Source organism: Mesorhizobium sp. B2-3-13 (assembly GCF_006442195.1).
In the GTDB taxonomy this organism is placed as follows: domain Bacteria; phylum Pseudomonadota; class Alphaproteobacteria; order Rhizobiales; family Rhizobiaceae; genus Mesorhizobium; species Mesorhizobium salmacidum.
The window spans coordinates 15,195-30,918 of the sequence record NZ_VFVQ01000010.1; the positions used below are offsets into that span (position 1 = coordinate 15,195).

At 61.8% G+C, this 15,724-nt stretch carries 18 protein-coding genes; 5 read left to right on the forward strand and 13 right to left on the reverse strand.

The window, feature by feature from the left end; genetic code table 11:
- Window positions 1-39 precede the first annotated feature (39 nt).
- The 5 genes from FJ941_RS13705 to FJ941_RS13730 all read right to left on the reverse strand — a co-directional run bounded on the left by FJ941_RS13705 (window position 40) and on the right by FJ941_RS13730 (window position 4,062).
- Complete coding sequence (locus FJ941_RS13705; protein WP_140506287.1) at window positions 40-825, reverse strand: hypothetical protein; 786 nt, start codon at window positions 823-825, stop codon at window positions 40-42.
- On the reverse strand, window positions 826-1,290 hold the full coding sequence (locus FJ941_RS13710; RefSeq protein ID WP_181169794.1) for a DUF488 domain-containing protein: 465 nt from the start codon (window positions 1,288-1,290) through the stop codon (window positions 826-828). It lies immediately after the preceding gene.
- 100 nt (window positions 1,291-1,390) lie between these two features.
- Window positions 1,391-1,984, reverse strand: a complete 594-nt coding sequence (locus tag FJ941_RS13715; protein WP_246673823.1) for a hypothetical protein — start codon at window positions 1,982-1,984, stop codon at window positions 1,391-1,393.
- Between the two features lie 19 nt (window positions 1,985-2,003).
- The gene (locus tag FJ941_RS13720; RefSeq protein ID WP_140506293.1) at window positions 2,004-2,525 is read right to left on the reverse strand and encodes a hypothetical protein; all 522 of its coding nucleotides are present in this window, start codon (window positions 2,523-2,525) and stop codon (window positions 2,004-2,006) included.
- Between the two features lie 556 nt (window positions 2,526-3,081).
- Window positions 3,082-4,062 (reverse strand): DUF3592 domain-containing protein, encoded by a 981-nt coding sequence (locus FJ941_RS13730; RefSeq protein WP_181169797.1) that lies wholly within the window; start codon window positions 4,060-4,062, stop codon window positions 3,082-3,084.
- 189 nt (window positions 4,063-4,251) lie between these two features.
- Here FJ941_RS13730 and FJ941_RS13735 point away from each other — a divergent pair, with 189 nt between their 5' ends.
- The gene (locus FJ941_RS13735) at window positions 4,252-4,440 is read left to right on the forward strand and encodes a hypothetical protein (RefSeq protein WP_140506298.1); all 189 of its coding nucleotides are present in this window, start codon (window positions 4,252-4,254) and stop codon (window positions 4,438-4,440) included.
- Window positions 4,441-4,479: 39 nt separating this feature from the next.
- Here FJ941_RS13735 and FJ941_RS13740 read toward each other — a convergent pair whose 3' ends face one another.
- Window positions 4,480-5,553: a GH25 family lysozyme gene (locus FJ941_RS13740; RefSeq protein WP_140506300.1), complete on the reverse strand. Its 1,074-nt coding sequence runs from the start codon at window positions 5,551-5,553 to the stop codon at window positions 4,480-4,482.
- Window positions 5,554-5,881: 328 nt separating this feature from the next.
- Here FJ941_RS13740 and FJ941_RS13745 point away from each other — a divergent pair, with 328 nt between their 5' ends.
- On the forward strand, window positions 5,882-6,514 hold the full coding sequence (locus tag FJ941_RS13745) for a DedA family protein (protein ID WP_140506302.1): 633 nt from the start codon (window positions 5,882-5,884) through the stop codon (window positions 6,512-6,514).
- 28 nt (window positions 6,515-6,542) lie between these two features.
- Here the strand turns inward: FJ941_RS13745 and FJ941_RS13750 are convergent, their stop codons facing one another.
- The 5 genes from FJ941_RS13750 to FJ941_RS13770 form a co-directional block, all read right to left on the reverse strand.
- Window positions 6,543-7,331, reverse strand: a complete 789-nt coding sequence (locus tag FJ941_RS13750; protein ID WP_140506303.1) for a phosphodiester glycosidase family protein — start codon at window positions 7,329-7,331, stop codon at window positions 6,543-6,545.
- Between the two features lie 110 nt (window positions 7,332-7,441).
- The gene (locus FJ941_RS13755; RefSeq protein ID WP_140506305.1) at window positions 7,442-8,068 is read right to left on the reverse strand and encodes a transglutaminase-like cysteine peptidase; all 627 of its coding nucleotides are present in this window, start codon (window positions 8,066-8,068) and stop codon (window positions 7,442-7,444) included.
- Window positions 8,069-8,215: 147 nt separating this feature from the next.
- The gene (locus tag FJ941_RS13760) at window positions 8,216-9,088 is read right to left on the reverse strand and encodes an undecaprenyl-diphosphate phosphatase (RefSeq protein WP_140506307.1); all 873 of its coding nucleotides are present in this window, start codon (window positions 9,086-9,088) and stop codon (window positions 8,216-8,218) included.
- A gap of 190 nt (window positions 9,089-9,278) precedes the next feature.
- Window positions 9,279-9,476 carry a hypothetical protein gene (locus tag FJ941_RS13765; RefSeq protein ID WP_140506309.1) on the reverse strand — a complete coding sequence of 66 codons (198 nt, stop codon included), beginning with the start codon at window positions 9,474-9,476 and terminating at the stop codon, window positions 9,279-9,281.
- A gap of 150 nt (window positions 9,477-9,626) precedes the next feature.
- Window positions 9,627-10,022, reverse strand: a complete 396-nt coding sequence (locus FJ941_RS13770; RefSeq protein WP_140506311.1) for a GFA family protein — start codon at window positions 10,020-10,022, stop codon at window positions 9,627-9,629.
- 113 nt (window positions 10,023-10,135) lie between these two features.
- On the opposite strand from FJ941_RS13770, the gene FJ941_RS13775 reads away from it, so the two are divergent.
- The gene (locus FJ941_RS13775) at window positions 10,136-11,164 is read left to right on the forward strand and encodes a 2OG-Fe(II) oxygenase family protein (protein ID WP_140506312.1); all 1,029 of its coding nucleotides are present in this window, start codon (window positions 10,136-10,138) and stop codon (window positions 11,162-11,164) included.
- A gap of 50 nt (window positions 11,165-11,214) precedes the next feature.
- On the opposite strand, the gene FJ941_RS13780 is transcribed toward FJ941_RS13775, so the two are convergent.
- Both FJ941_RS13780 and FJ941_RS13785 read right to left on the reverse strand, forming a co-directional pair.
- Entirely contained in the window at window positions 11,215-12,171 is a 957-nt protein-coding gene (locus FJ941_RS13780) for an alpha/beta hydrolase (RefSeq protein WP_140506314.1), read from the reverse strand.
- Between the two features lie 119 nt (window positions 12,172-12,290).
- Complete coding sequence (locus tag FJ941_RS13785; protein ID WP_140506316.1) at window positions 12,291-12,539, reverse strand: ParB N-terminal domain-containing protein; 249 nt, start codon at window positions 12,537-12,539, stop codon at window positions 12,291-12,293.
- A 154-nt stretch (window positions 12,540-12,693) separates the two neighbouring features.
- On the opposite strand from FJ941_RS13785, the gene FJ941_RS13790 reads away from it, so the two are divergent.
- On the forward strand, window positions 12,694-14,334 hold the full coding sequence (locus FJ941_RS13790; RefSeq protein ID WP_181165988.1) for a N,N-dimethylformamidase beta subunit family domain-containing protein: 1,641 nt from the start codon (window positions 12,694-12,696) through the stop codon (window positions 14,332-14,334).
- Window position 14,335: 1 nt separating this feature from the next.
- Window positions 14,336-15,721 (forward strand): aspartate aminotransferase family protein, encoded by a 1,386-nt coding sequence (locus tag FJ941_RS13795; protein WP_140506318.1) that lies wholly within the window; start codon window positions 14,336-14,338, stop codon window positions 15,719-15,721.
- Window positions 15,722-15,724: the final 3 nt, after the last annotated feature.

The window sequence follows — 15,724 nt, forward strand, 5'->3', positions numbered from 1 at the left end:
TCGGCCCGGTCGTAAGATCGGGCCGAATGTTTTAAACCATTAAAAAAGCAGTTGCTGTATTTCGTTTTCAACACCGTGATCGAGCCGGATAACACCATTGATAAGCCATTGTGGATAGGCTTTGTGTGTGCCCATTGCGAGAACGAAACCTTTCTTCGGATACTCAACTCCAAATCTTTCGGTCATTTTTCGAAGTGTTTCTGACTCGCCATAAAGGCGTTTCCACTTGAGAAACGTTGCTTCTATCTCCCAATCCTGGCACGTTCCTTCGCGCGGTCCATCGATGGTTTCATATCTATATTTGAAAAGAAATGGAGACGGCTCGTCAGGAACCAAGTCTTTACCCATGAAGCCAAATAGACTGTTGGCTTCTTGGTCGTGCCAAGAGCGAAATCGCGCTTTCTCCTCGTCAAGCACAGCGCGATCTTTTCTTTCAACCACAAGTTCGGCATTCCGAGGTCGAATCAACGCCAAGCTTCGGCCCTGCTCCAGTTCGCTATTGAGACTGGAAACAACATGCCGGGCTAAGAATTGAGCTCGTGATTTTTCGGCCAAACTGCCCGTTATGACTAGAGATTTGTGCTCTAGCTTTCGACTCTCGTGCCTGTGATCGCCCTTAGGAAGACTCCAGCCATACTCTATGGTGTCCCATCTACCAAACTTTTGAGAATCTTCTAGAGTTCGAAACGCGACGGGATACAGCCGAACCCAATTGCCGTTAAAATCCAATCCCGCACAACAGACCAGCTCCCCGTGAGTTTCTCCAACTCTTGGCGCTGCCTTTACCAGGATTACCGCAGAGTCGCGCTGAGAAATAGATGCCAATCAAGCAGCCTTTAAACAAAATCCTTTCGGAACTCCAAGATTCTTAATTGAAATATTTTTCATTTTCAATATCTCTTCGCAAACAATAGACCGATGGCAGTCTTTATGGTCTCTTTCAAAACACATCAAACAGATGTTTTTTGCTTCGGCCTGCAATGCTAGCTCACGGATCGTTTTTTTGGCCGCCTCATTCGCGATGTGGCTTCTGAAAATTCGCTCGAACCGCTGACGATCCCCGCTTCTGGCAGCCAGCCGCCCCTCCCTCGGATCACCAAGAACTTTCGTGTGCAGATAGTCGATCGCAGAGTTTTCGAGGTGGCTCCTAAGTGAATTTTTGGAGAAGCCAGGCTTTCTAGACAGAGGCAAATCTCTGACATCAACCAGCAATTCGACCTTTGCTACCTTTAGTACGGATACGAAATCCTCAACTTCAGAGCCTTCGTAGCCAATCGTAAATAGCGCCATGGGACATCTCATTATCTGCTGTAACTGTCATAGCCGATCAAACTTGTCCGAAGCGTGACGCACGCCCAACGAGGCGCTCTCCGTCGGCTCGTCCACCTCCCTATTCCGCAGCCAACACCCGCAGCGTCTGCCCGTCAAACAACGGCTCCTCCTGGCCGACACGCACGAACAGCACTTTCCGCCCCTCCCCCGCCGGCACCTCGAAATACTGGATGCCGTCAGGCATTTCGCCCCAGTCGCCGCAAGGCGGGTCGGGGACCTCTTTAGGATCGGCCTTCGCCTTCAGCTCTTTCGCATAGGCAGCGTCCGGGCTGAACGTGTAGCGCTTGACGCCGGCGGGCACGGTGCCCTCGGTGTAAGGCGTCAGCACGCAGCGGGCGCTGACGGCCTTGTCGGTCTTTTCAAGGAACAGACGCTGCAAGGCGGCTTCGGCGGTTTTGCCAGACTGGATGTCGAACACCTCGATAAGAGGATCCGCCGCGCCGCCATCGCTGTACTTGATGGCGAGCGCATTGCCGACGAATTCGAAATGAATCTGGCGGAAGCCAAAATCACAGCGCTGCACCCAGGCGGCGAGCCCGATATTTTTGTCCGTCAGCCTTTCCCAAACGCATTTGTCGACGGGCGGGCGCGACGGCGCCGATTCGCCCGCCACAGCGGGAATCAATCCGGACGCAAGCAGGGCGAAGGTCAAGCTGATCAGTCTCATCGCGCTAGTCATCGCTGCATCCCGTCAAGGCAAAGGCATCCCAGGCCGAGCCGTCGGGGTTGGCATTGGAGAAGTCGGGCCATTCGCTGAACATCGAACCGAACTGCGGCAGCAATAGCCCTTTCGGGGCCGGTGTCGCTTCGCGCGAATTCAGCTGCTCGGCGCCGCCTCCAGTCAGGGCATAAATCTGCCCGTCCCATATCCGGCAAAGCCCGCTGCCGTCCTCCAGACCCGCTTCGCGGTCGTCGTCGGTGCAGGGGTGGCGGATGGTACCGAGCGGAAATGAATTCTTGCCGTTGGTCCAGGTGATGTCGGCCGGCAGGCTTATGCCGGTATGGGGCACGATCAGCGAGAATACCTGCGCCGTCAGTGCCGCCGGTTCGTTGTCGAGCGGCCGGAATTGCATGACCGCGCCCGAACGTGGCTCCCGATAGGTGGCATGGCTCAGGAGGCATTCCTTGGCGCTCGCCGCTTGCATGAGCCCGAGCGAACCCAGGACAACAAAGGCCAGTTTGCGAATGATCATCGAAATCTCGGGGAAAGCGTTGTGAAGCAGGGCCGGCTGCGTGCCGGGCTGCACAGTCTCGCATCATCCGTGCAAAACCGTAAACGAAATCCGGAACCGCTGTGTCTATCGCACCTCGATCGAAAACTTGCCCCACGCAAACCCGCAATCTGTATGATCGAACACAGCAGCCCAGGGGACAAAGATGCAGCGTTTGGCAATGATCATAGCGATCTCCGCAACTACGATTGTGCCGGCCGCAGCGGCCGCGCCCTATGTCGGGACGTGGTCCAGGGACAGGTTGAACTGCCATGCGACCGCAGACGTCCAGCGCCAGACTGTCTTCACGGTGGATCAGTCGGCCCTGTCGTTTCCCAACCTCGGCTGCGAGCACGCGAGCTTCCGCAGAACCGCCACCGGTTGGCTCGTTCGCGCCAGCCAGTGTTATGGCGAGGACCCATCGCTTGACGAACCATTTTGGCGCATCATCCATATCCAAAGAGATGGCGCGACGGTGCGGTTGATCTGGCGGGGATTCGACAGCGGACCTCTCGTCCGCTGCTGAAGGCGGCGACACTCAGACCAGCCCGACCAGCAACGCCGCGCCGCCGAGAAAGCCTGCCGAACAGACCCACAGCAGCCAGAGCCCGCGCACCCGGCATTCGAGCACCGCCGAGGCGGGATTGGCGGGGTCATAGTGCACGTCGACCTTGCCGCCCTCGATATACCGCCTCGCCTGACCGCCGACGAGGCCGGGCAGCGAGGCCGTCACGCTGGCGCCGAAAGCGACACGATCGGCGCTGTAGCGCTGTCCGGCGACACCATAGCTGTAGATGATGCGGGATTTGAAGACAGTGCGCCAAGGCCGGTATCCCACGCCTTCGAACCGGTCGCGGGTCTTAATTGCCTGTAGGCCGGACGCATCGATACGGCCGGCGGCGGTCGGCCATGTTGCCGCCTGCCCGGCCATCGATCTTTGGGTAAAGCCCATGCGCAGCACAAAAAGCCCCATGAACAGCAGGAATGCCGCCGCACCGAGGTTCCGCGGCTTGGGCAGATGCGGCCCGATAGCCTCCAGCACGCCACCGACCGAAAACACCAACACCAGCGCACCAACCACGAGCCCCGCCGAAAGCTGGACCATGAACTTGAAGGCGCCGTCCGGCATGGTGCGCTCGATCACGGCCTTGCCCGGGCTGGACGGGTCATAGAACACGGTTACCGCCGCGCCACGCGGAAACCGCGCAAGGGTTTCCGCGACTTCGAAATTTCCGAGGTTCTCCTGCACGCTGTAGTGCGAGCTTTGAAATGTCTTGCCGCCCACCTTGTACTCATAGGTGATGGCCGGAAAATTGCGGATTTCGGTCGAGGTGCTGCTCTCCGAGCCGGTACCCGAGCTTGTCACCTCGCGCGCCTCGACGCGCGACGAGACGATCTTTCCAGGCGTCGGCAACCAGCGGCTGGCCGCCTTGACCTCTCGCCATTTCAGGAAGGTGACGATCGACAGCATGCCCGCGACCGTGCAGGCAAAGCCCACCAATAGAAATTTGAGCTCCAACTCGTCCCCCGAAGACCAAGAGTGCAGCAGCCCGCATATAGACAGCACGGCAACGGAAATGTCTTGTCCATTCGCAAGGTTGGGAAATGAACGCCGGCAAGGCCATCCGCACGATGACGTGATAAAGGGCTACTTGACGATCGACCCGATCGGATAAAATCCAGGAAGACAACAGCCGGGACGATGCGCATGAGTGACAAAGCCGACGACGAACCCGATATCGTGAACCAGCTCGCCTATGTCAGGGCCGACCCAACCCAGCACGACACGCTGACGCTTCTCGCCATGATCGATGCCGCCATCGCCGAGATCATGAGCCTGAGGACGAAGCTGCGGCTGAGCGAGGAAAGGCACAGCGGGAGCAATCAGTTCCGATAGGCCGGGAATGAGCGCCTGGGCGGCGGACGGTATCCCGTCCTAGTCCGAGTCAGCCATCATCTGCCGGCCGCCGCCGCCGGCCCAGGCGCGCCATTGCCGCTCATCGCCATGGAAGACGTTGAGATCGATGCGGCCGGTTACGCCATGCGACAGGCCGGAGCCGGAATACTGCCAGAACAGCCACTTGCGATCGGGATAGACCTTTGACGGGTGCCGGGCCACAGCGCGCAGCCAGAACGGGTAGTCCGGGAAGGCGCCCTGAAGGTTGTCTCGGTAGAAATCCGGCGCTGTGTAGATGATCGGCCGCTGGCCGTAGTGGCGTTCCAGCTTGTCCATGAACACCTGCATCTTCTCCAGCACCTTTTCGCGCGACGGGCGCCGCTGGCAACTGGAGTCGCCGTTCCACTCTACGTCGATCACCGGCGGCAGCGCGCCCTCGACCTTGGGTACGTTGCGGATGAACCAGTCGGCCTGCTCGCCGGCGGTGCGGCACCAGTAGAAGAAATGATAGGCGCCGCGCTTGAGGCCGGCGGCGTCGGCGCCGCGCCAGTTCCTGGCGAACATCGGGTCAAGATGGTCGCCGCCGTCGGTCGCTTTGATGTAGGCGAAGTTGGCACCCTGGGCGCGCAGCTTCTCCCAGTTCACGTTGCCTTGCCAGCGCGACACGTCGACACCGTGCACGGCAAGGTGACGGGGCGATGAGCGGCCGAAATTGATCGGCTTGGCATCGCGGAAGCCGTAGCGCGTGACCGGTCCGGCCAGCATGGGCGGTGCCGCCCGCGACAACAGCTTCGGCGGCGACACAAGGGCAGCCTCCTCGATCGGCGGCTCGACGCTGTCGGGCAGTTCGGCTGCGGGAAACGCCACCGTCTCTTCCTCCGCCAGGCCAAAGGGCCGAGCGGTGTCGTCCTCGGGCGCAACCTCGGCCCGATTGCGCGCCGCGTTTGCCTTGGCCCGCGGAACGGATGCGATCGGCGCGCTTGGCCGGACAACCGAACTGGTGGTTTCACTGGATGGCTTCTGCATGTCGAGCGCATCCATGCCCGATGTCGACGAACAGCCGGCAAGGCACAGCGATGCGATCACGAAACTGATGACGCCTGGTAACCACATCTGGACCTGTACTCAAAACACAACAGACCGAAGGCGACGGCCGACGGACAACCAGACGAGTTATGAACGAGAAATTACCAATAAAGATTGAATCAAGTTTTTTACCATAGTTGTGGCCCCTTTCAGACAGCCGCCGGCAGCGGTCCGGCCAAGCCTTGACAGCGCCATGATGTGGCTGTTGAGAACGGTATGCGGCGTTTGCGCCGGCGTTCCCAAGATTCCTGACAAGGCGCCGGGCCACGCGGCTGGCTCGTCAACGACAAGCTCGACGAACTCAGGGGCCTGCTCGACAGCGGCAGCTGAGGAACACTTTCAAAAGGGAGCTTGCGTGCAGTCATTCATCGACCAGAGCGTTTGTTTCATCGAGAACCATCAGGCCTGGGCGGGCCTCGTGGTCGGATTGCTGGCCTTCGGCGAATCGCTGGTGCTGGTCGGCATCCTGTTGCCCGGCACCACGGTGCTGATCATCGTCGGCGGCCTGGTGGGCGCCGGTATCGTCCAGCCGCTGCCGGTTCTCCTCGCCGCGATGATCGGTGCGACGCTCGGCGACACCATCTCCTATTTTCTCGGCAAATGGCTCGGGCGCGGCGTCGTCCACAAATGGCCGCTCAACCGCTATCGCCGCGAGATCGCCAGGGCGCGCCTGTTCTTCCATCGCTACGGTTTCGCTGCGGTTTTCGTCGGCCGCTTCTTCGGTCCGGTGCGTGCCACCGTGCCGCTGGTCGCGGGCATGATGGGGATGAACAGGCGCCGCTTCCAGATCGCCAATATCCTGTCGGCGATCGTCTGGGCGCCGGTCGTGCTGTCGCCTGGATGGCTGGTGGCGAAAGGGGCCGACAATCTGCCCGAACTCGACGCGACCAGCCTGTTCGGCCTGGCGGTGATCGCGGCCATGGTGGCGGCGATCATCGTCGCCGTAATTGTCATCAGGCTGCGAGGCAGGCGCGATAAACGGGCTTAGCGCGTATCGCGATCGAGGGCGCCAAGCATCAGCGCCTCCTGAAGACGCCGATCATCGGCCCCAGGTTCCAGTAGTCGTCGTTGCGGCCGATGCTCGGAGCGAGCAGGCTCGATATCGTGCCGTCGAGAAAGAGCGCGTTGTCGCAGCCGAGCGCGTCACGAAACAGGCGGGCGAAGGCATGGAACGTCACCGTGCCGTTCGAAATGGCAAAGACAGCAATCCCATCCTTTCGCACCCCGACGCCGTCGCGGCTTTTGCGCGACGTGCCGTCAGACCGGAATTTCGGGTGAAGCTGACCGTCGATCACCAGCATTGGCCCTGATTGGGTCGCATAGTCGGTCGCTGGCCGCTGCCTGACAAAGTCCCTGGTCGCCCGGACCACGGCCTTGCCGCCGCCGATGTAGAAGATGCCATTCGGCTGCAGCGAAAAATTGCCGCTGCCCGATCCCGTCTTCACACCGGCCATTTCCTGGCCGCGTTCGACATAGAGGCCGACCGGCCTGAGGTCGGGATGATACATGCCGGCATTGATGGCAAACAGCATGGTACGTCCGGCCGTGCGCTGGGCGTCGTCGAGATTGTGCAACGATTGAAAAGGCTTGCCCGCCGGGTCTTTCCAGAACAGTTCGATCGAATACAGCTTTGGATCGACCTCGCAGACGAGAAAGCTCGCCGCCTCGAAGGCGACGTCACGGCACGGCGGCACCGAAGCGAACCACTGGCCGAATGCCACCGTCGTGGCGACCGCGTGCGGCAACGCGGCCTTGAGCAGGGCCAGCAACAAGGGTGCCGAATGCAGGAGTGTCAAAAAATCCATGCGCGTTCCGGATTGTCGGTTCCAACGAACTGTCGTGGATAGCACCGCTTGCCGGTACGATGAAGGATTTGCTTGAGGGCGTGGACTACGGCCCGGACGGCCCGCGGCGGCTATTTGACGGCGCTGACCAGCTTCTCTTCGCCGGCAAGAATGGAGACCCAGTGCCCGGTGTCGTCGCTCGCCTGCCTTTTCAGATAACGATACGGCGTCTGGTTCCAGAGACGAACCTTGTCGACAAGGTTGTCGAGGATGAAGTCGCCCTTGTCGGTACGAACCGTCAGCACGGCATGGCCTTCGCCGTCCGGCTTGCGAACCACGGTCATCAGAAGATTGGCTATGGCAATGCCCAGGCTGTTGAGCTCACGCCGCTTTTCCAGCGCGTAATCCTCGCAATCGCCGAAGCCATTGTCCGGATAGGCCCACCATTCCTCCTTGCCGTAATTGTCCATGTCGCTCATCGGCTTGACGCGCGCGTTGACCGAAAGGTTTACGGCGCTGATCTCCCGCGACAGCCTGGCGGTCAAGCGTGCCGGCTCGCTGTCGGGCGAACGGATCGAGCACTCGGCGGAATGGATCTTGCAAAAATCATAGTGGCCGATCGGCTGGGAGGTCGAGCCGCCGATAACCATGGAGACGGGAGCCGCGTAGGCGGAACTCGCCGCCGAACAGAAAGCAATCAGGCCAATCGCAAGCCCCAGCCCCTTCGCCTTCCGGCGCCAACCCATCGAGGATGCCATCCGGCCCCGCCCATCTGTTTTGTTAACAGAACGTTAAGGGCGGATATTGCCGGGAGTCAATGAAGGCGTCCTATCACATCTTCGGGCAGGGGTTGATGCTCTCCTGGCGGTTGCAGCCGTGCAACACCGGAAGCGTGCGGGTCCAGCCTAGACAAGCCACCCCATCGCCACGCCCACCAGCAGGACGACCCCGAGCACGCCGCGATAGATGACGAAGGGCCATGCGGAGAAGCGTTCCAGCACGCGCATCAGGCCCCAGATGGCGAAAAAGGCCGATATCGAAGCCACGAGCAGTCCCAGGCCGAGAACCGACCATCCATGGGCATCGAGATGCACCTTGTGCAGCTCCCATAATTCCTTGAGGCCGGCAAGCGCGATGGCCGGCAGCCCGAGCAGGAACGAGAAACGGGCCGCCTCCGCCCGCTTGAAGCCAAGCCCCAGTGCCGCCGTCAGGGTCGAGCCGGAACGGGAAACGCCGGGTATCAAGGCAGCGATCTGCGCTACGCCGACCAGCAATGCATCGGCCCGCGACGCGTCGGCCATGGTGCGCCGATGGCGGGCAAAGATTTCCGCGAACCCCAGCAGGACCGCCATGGCGATGCAGGCCCAGCCAATCACGGTCAGGCTGCGCAACGGCGAATTGCAGGTGTTGAGAACGCCCGAGAGCGCCACGCCGGCGATGACGATGGGGATCGTCGCCAGCACGATCCACAGCGTCAGACGGAAATGCCGGTCGGCAAAATCGCGGCGCGCGAGGGCGGCGAGTGACCCGAACAAAAGATCCCTTACGTCGCCCCAGAAATAGCTGACCACGGCGGCAAGGGCTGCCAGTTGCATGGCGGCGGAGAAAGCGGAGCCCGGATCCTGCCATCCAAGCACGGCCGGCACGATGCGCATGTGGGCGGTCGAGGAAATCGGCAGCAGTTCTGTGATGCCTTGCACCAGGCCGAGGAATGCGACCTTGGCAAATCCAAGGCCGACAAAGCCCGTGTCGACGCCTTGCGTGCAGATATCAGCCATGTCGGGCTCCATGCGGGAGGGATCGGACTAGCGAAGGCATCGATGGCGATCGGTGCCCGGCAAGCCATATCGTCATGTAGCGTAGAATCAATTTACGGATTTGTAAGCTGGCGCCGCCGCGTCAGACGCGCACGGTTCAAACCGGCCCGAAGGGCCGGCGATGCTCCAATGGTGGAGGTTGGCAAGACGATTACGGGCAAAGCCAAAGTTTCTGGCAGGTCCTGGCAATTACATGCGCGGGCGGCACGACAGGCTCCTCCGCGGATGGCCGGCGAGCCCGTTCGAGCAGCATGCGCACCTGTTCCGGGCGCACACGGTCACGCTCCATCACAAGCAGGACCATCGGATCGCTCAAAAGCTCGTCCAGGGTGCTGATGCTGTCGTTCATCCGTCGTCTCCTCGAATGCCGGGCCCGCGACGCTTAGATAGGGTGACAAAGATGGCCCGCCAATGACGCTTTGCCGGCTATCGCGTGTCTCTTTGGATTATTTTTTGGTCATCCTGGGGCACGTCCTCCTGGCGAGGGGAAGGAGGAAGCCTAGGCCGGCGGAGCGCCTTCATATCGCGGCAGGCCGTCGTCCAGCATCACCCAGGGCTGTTTCGAGGTGGTCCAGATATACATCTGGGGCCTGAACAGCGACGGGTCGTCGAGCGAACCGGTCGTAAGGCCGATGATGCCGGCGGAATCGCGCCGCGAAAACATCGTCGTTCCGCAGTTCGGGCAAAAACCACGCTTGAGATCCGGCGAGGTGTTGACCGTGGCCAACGGACCCTCGACCGTCACATCATCGATGTGGAACAGAACGCGCGCATTGAAGGCCGCGCCGATCGCCTTCTGGCAGAGCCGGCAATGACAGATGCGCTCGTTGATGGGGTCAGCGTCGGTGCGGTAGCGCACCGCCCTGCACAGGCATCCGCCCTCATATTTTGCCATCGTCTGGATCCATTGGTGGAGTGAACAGGCGGCAAGGTAGCGGCGAGGCCGATTGGGTCAATTGAAAAGCTCTGATACAAGCTCATCGATTATCGTGATGTGGCAGGACCGTCATGACAGCGGACATCGAAACAATCGGCATTGCGGCTGTGTTCGGACCGCCCTCGCCCGCCCGCGATCGCTGCGACGCCAGGATCATGGCCGCCGCGGCTGGCATCGGTTTCATGGCGATTCGAGATTTTCCCGGCGATGACTGGCTGACGCCGGACAAGCGCACGCAAGTGCTGCGCATCTTTTCGCTTCCCGACGCCGAGAAGCAGAAACTGCTGCGCTGGAATTTCGATCACACGAAGAAGAATTTCTACCGCGGCTGGTTTCCGCTGCAGCCGCATGCCGTTTCCTACAAGGAAGGTATCGACATGGGGCCGGACCTTGCCGACGCGGCGCGACTGTCAGCCTCCGACGATCCCTTGTGCGAGCCGACACCACTGCCGGGCGAAAATGCGCTGCCAGGCTGGCGTACCGCCGCAGCCGACTACTATCGCGCGATGGAGACGGTCGGCATCATGCTGATGCGGTCGATCGCCCGCGGGCTTGGCCTGCCTGAACTGATCTTCGATGCCTATTTCGACGGTGGCATCTCGACGCTGCGCCTGATCCGCTATCCCATGCGTGACGCCAATGCCGGCGTCGATACCGGCGGGCCGGAGTTTTCGGTGATCCACAAGGGCGAGACGCGCACCATCATCGGCCGCGAACATGCCGATTCAGGCTTCGTCACTTTGCTGGCGCAGGACGACGTCGAGGGCTTGCAAGCGAAGAACCTCGCCGGCGAATGGATCGACGTGCCTCCAGCCAACGGCACGCTGGCGGTCAATTTCGGCCAGTTGCTGGAACACTGGACCGGCGGCCGCGTGCGGGCGACACGGCACCGGGTCATTGCGCCGAAAACGGTGCGGTTCTCTATACCGTTCTTCTACGAGCCGCGTGTCGATGCGGAAATATCGCCTCTGCCGTTGGACGACGCCGAGCCGTTCGAGCCGTTTCTCTACGGTGACTATCTCTGGGAGTCGGCGACGAACTTCGTCGAGATGAGCGGCATCAAGCATCTGAGGCAGCCGCGCCGAGCCAAGGCTTCCTGAACAACTCGCCGGCCGTCCCGCTGGAGACGGCCGGCGGAGACGGTGGAGGGTCATTCTGCTTCGCCGACCACCTCGTCCCAGCTCTTCACCTTGGTCTCACCGTTGAGGAACGGCAGCGCGGCGGCCGTCAGTTCCGGGGCGAAGAAGACGTCGTAGTGGGTGCGGTTGGGCAGGATCGCCAGACGGTTCTGCGACAGGTTCTCGCGCATCCAGCCGGCATCCTTCAGACCGCCGCCGAGCATCTGGTAGAACTTGATCTCGTGCTCGGGCTTGTACATATCGCTGTCGCCGTAAGCGAGCATGACCGGCATCTTGAGCTTGGGAACATCGGCCGAGAAGTCGTAGTTCTGGCGCATGAAATTGCCGAGCGCGTCGAGCAGTTTCGGGAAGTCTTCCGGATGCGGCGCGACGGCGACGTAGGATTTGTACATCGGCGTGTCTTTCATGAACGCCGCCGCGGCGGCGCTCACCTGCGCCTGCTGCGGACGCATCTCGTCGTAAAAGCCGTCGGCCGCATAGCCTGTCGAGACAAGCACCAGCCGGCGCACAGCCTCGGGATGCTGGACCGCCATGCGGAAGGCAACGCCGCCGCCCAGCGAATAGCCCATGACGTCGACCTTGTCGTAACCGAGTGCCTTGACGATACCGGCCATGTCGTCGCCGATCGCATCCAGGCTGAATGGCCGGTCGCCAAGCGCCGTGCGGCCGTGCCCCTGCAGGTCGACCCCGATGACGGTGCGATTTTCGGCAAGCTTGGGCAGGATCGGCGCGAACATATCGAAGGAGCCGAGGCCGCCATGCAGCAGAAGCAGCGGCTCACCCTTGCCATAGACGGCGTAATAGTAGTTGACGCCGTTGATCGGCAGCAGGCCGGATTTTTGCGGCTTCGGCAGTGTTGTCGTTTCGGTCGTCATGGCAGGCTTTGACTCCTCTGTGTTGGCTGGGCCCGAGGCGGCCACCAAGGCTGCGAGCGAGGCAAGAATGGCGATAAAAGTCGATCTGGACATGTCGGGTCTCCTCCGGTTCTGCCCAAGGACGAGCGAACACGGCGCGGGCCGACATGGTCTGTGGAAATTTTGTCTGGCGAGGATCAGCCAGCCATTATCGGTCGACTAAAAACTGCGTGTCAGTGGCGCTTGGCTTGCACCAGATAGGCGTCGATCTCTGACTCGCCGAGCCACTTGGCGGCCTCCAGACGATGCAGTCCTTCGACAAGTATGTGCCGCTTCCCGTCATGGCGGACCTGAATCGGCGTCTTCATGCCGTTTTCCAGTATATCCTCGGCCAGATGCCGGACGGTTTCGGGGTGCAGCGTCTTCTTGCGCGCGGTGGGCACATAGATATCGTTGACCTTGACCTTTTGCACCCTGAGCATGCCTGTCCCCGTGGCGGAGCCGCCGCCGCCCTCTGAGATAGTCCGTTTGCTGAGCGCGGCCAAGGGTGCGGCTAACGAATGCTGGCATGATCGTTTCTATTTGACGCCTGGCCGGCGGATCGCCGAAATGGCGCCTCCGATGGGCCAGGGCTTCATGATCAACCTGCCGACCGAATTTCCCGATTTCGGGCTGACGCCCGAGCAACGCCGCCACGCGGTGCGCGGTCACTATTACGAATGGCCGGGCATGGATGGCGAGCGCGGCGAGATCTGGTGCTACAGCGACCGGTTTTCGTATCGTGCCGGCGAAACCGTAACGCTGCATGTCAGTTCCACCGCTCCGTCCTTCGGCATGACGATCGTTCGGGACGGCGGCGCCGAGACGAAGGCGTTCGAGAAGTCGGGCATCGCATCGCGCTGGCAGGACAGTCCGGACCAATGCTCGGCAGAAGGCTGCGGCTGGGAAGCCTCCTTTGAATTCCGTGTGGAAAACGACTGGCCGTCCGGCGCCTACCGCGTGACCCTGACCGCCGACGGACGCGACGGCAAGCCGATCCGATCCCACCATCTGTTCATTGTCAGCCCTCCGCCAGGCAAGAAACCCGGCCGTGTTCTGCAGGTGGCGGCGACGGGCACCTGGCTTGCCTACAACACCTGGGGCGGCTCCAACCACTATCAGGGCATCACCGGGCCCGACCGTAACCTGTACTCGCCCATCGTGTCGACGCAGCGCCCCTGGTGCCGCGGCTTCGTCGTGCTGCCCGGGGATGCGCCGCGCGTGCCGTTGGAGGTCGCGGTGCCGCCGAAGACCGCGCCGCGCTATCCGCACATGGAATGGGCGCTCGCCACCGGCCATTCGAAAAAATACGCTTCGTCGGGCTGGGCCAGCTACGACAGCCATTTTTTTCGCTTTGCCGAACGGGCTGGTTACGATGTCGACCTGACAAGCCAGCACGATCTGCATTTTTCGCCCGAGATTCTCGACGGATATGACTGCGCGGTCTTCGTCGGCCACGACGAATACTGGACCTGGGAAATGCGCGATGCCGTCGACTTCTATGTCGAGCGCGGCGGCCATGCGGCGCGCTTTGCCGGCAATTTCATGTGGCAGACCCGGCTGGAGGACGAAGGCCTCCGGCAGGTTTGCTACAAATACCGCGCCCGGGCCGAGGATCCCGCCTATCGCGGCGGCGACGTGACACGCGCCACCAATTCCTGGGAAGCGCCCGAAATCGGCCGGCCGGGTTCGGCGACCTTCGGGCTCAACGCCACACGTGGTGTCTATGCCGGCTGGGGTGGCTGCGCGCCACGTGGCGTACGCGGCTTTCCGGTCTATCGGCCCGAGCACTGGGCCTTCGCCGGCACCGGCATCTATTACGGCGACCTGCTCGGCGCCGACAGCCATGTCTATGGCTATGAGGTCGACGGGCTCGACTTCGAGATACGCGGCGGCCTGCCCTACCCGACCCCGACCAGCGGTGCGCCCGATGGCTTGCAGGTGCTGGCCGTCGGCATGGCAAGCCAGGTCGAGGAAAGCGCCGACATCCCGGTCGAGGACCAGTTCCTTACCGATGAGGATGGCCGCTTCACCGCCGAAACTTTGTTCGGCGCGGCGAGCGACGCCAATCTCGAAAAGGTCAAACGCGGCAATGGCATGATCGTCAACTTTCCGCGCGGCAAGGGCGAGGTGTTCCATGCCGGAAGCTGCGAATGGGTCGCCGGTCTGCTAAGACAAGACCCGATGGTCGAACGGGTTACCCAGAATGTCCTCGATCGCTATCTTGGAAAGTCCTGACATGTCGAAAGTCCAGCCTGCCGTTCAAGACCTTGATGCCCGGCGCCAATCGCATTTGTTCTACCTCTCCAGTCTGCGCCGGCCGCTGATCGACCGTGCCGAAGGTATCTACATGTGGACGCAGGATGGCCGCCGTTTCATCGACGGATCGAGCGGCCCGATGGTCGCCAATATCGGCCATTCCAACCGCAATGTGCTCGATGCGATGAAGCGGCAGATGGACCGCGCCACCTTCGCCTACCGGCTGCATTTCGAAAACGAGCCGGCGGAAGAACTGGCGCGAGAACTTGCCGGCAAGCTGCCGGAAGGCATGGACCGCATCTTCTTCGTCTCCGGCGGCTCCGAAGCGACGGAATCCTGCATCAAGCTAGCGCGGCAATGGGCTGTCGCGACCGGCCAGGCGAGCCGCTGGAAGGTGATCACCCGCTTTCCTTCCTATCATGGCGGCACGCTGGGTTCGCTTTCGATCACCGGCGACGACGCGCTGGCCGAGACTTTCACACCGATGATGCGGGTGATGCCGACCGTGCCGGCACCGACCGCCTGGCGCGACCGCGACAACCTCTCGATGGAGCAGCGTGGCGTCCGCTATGCCGACATGCTGGAGGAAAAAATCCTCGCCGAAGGTCCTGAAAGCGTCGTCGCCTTCATCATGGAGCCGATCGGCGGCGCCGCGACCGCGGCCCTGGTGGCGCCGGACAGCTATTACGCCCGCATCCGCGAGATCTGCGACCGCTACGGAATCCTGCTGATCCATGACGAGGTGATGAGCGGTGCCGGCCGCACCGGGAAATTCCTCGGCGGCGACCACTGGAACTGCAGGCCTGATATCGTCGCGCTGTCGAAGGGGCTGGGTTCGGGCTATGCGCCACTCGGCGCGCTGGCGGCGCCGATGCGACTGGTCGAGCCGCTGCTCGCGTCAGGCGGTTTCCAGCATGGCCACACCTATGCCGGCAATCCGCTGGCCTGCGCCGCCGGGCTTGCGGTGCTGGGCGAAATGGACCGGCTCGACCTGATCGCCAACACTGCCGCCATGGGTGACGTGCTGATGGACGGGCTGAAGGGGCTGGCGAAGCGCTTCCCGTTCATCGCTGGCGTGCGCGGCAAAGGCTTGCTCACTGGTGCCGAAATGGTCGCCGATCCCGATACGCTGAGGCCAATCGACCAAGGCAAGAAGGCGACGCAGCGGCTGCTCGATCTCGCCTATGAGCGTGGGCTGATCATCTATGGCCGCAGGGTCAAGGGCGGCGTCGACGGCGACAATTTCATGGTGGCGCCGCCGATGATCGTCACCAGCGAGCAGGTCGGCGAGATCACCTCCATCATCGGCGACTCGCTTGAAGTTCTGGCCTCCGAGCTAGACCTGCCGGTCGAAGGCCGGGGGTAGAGC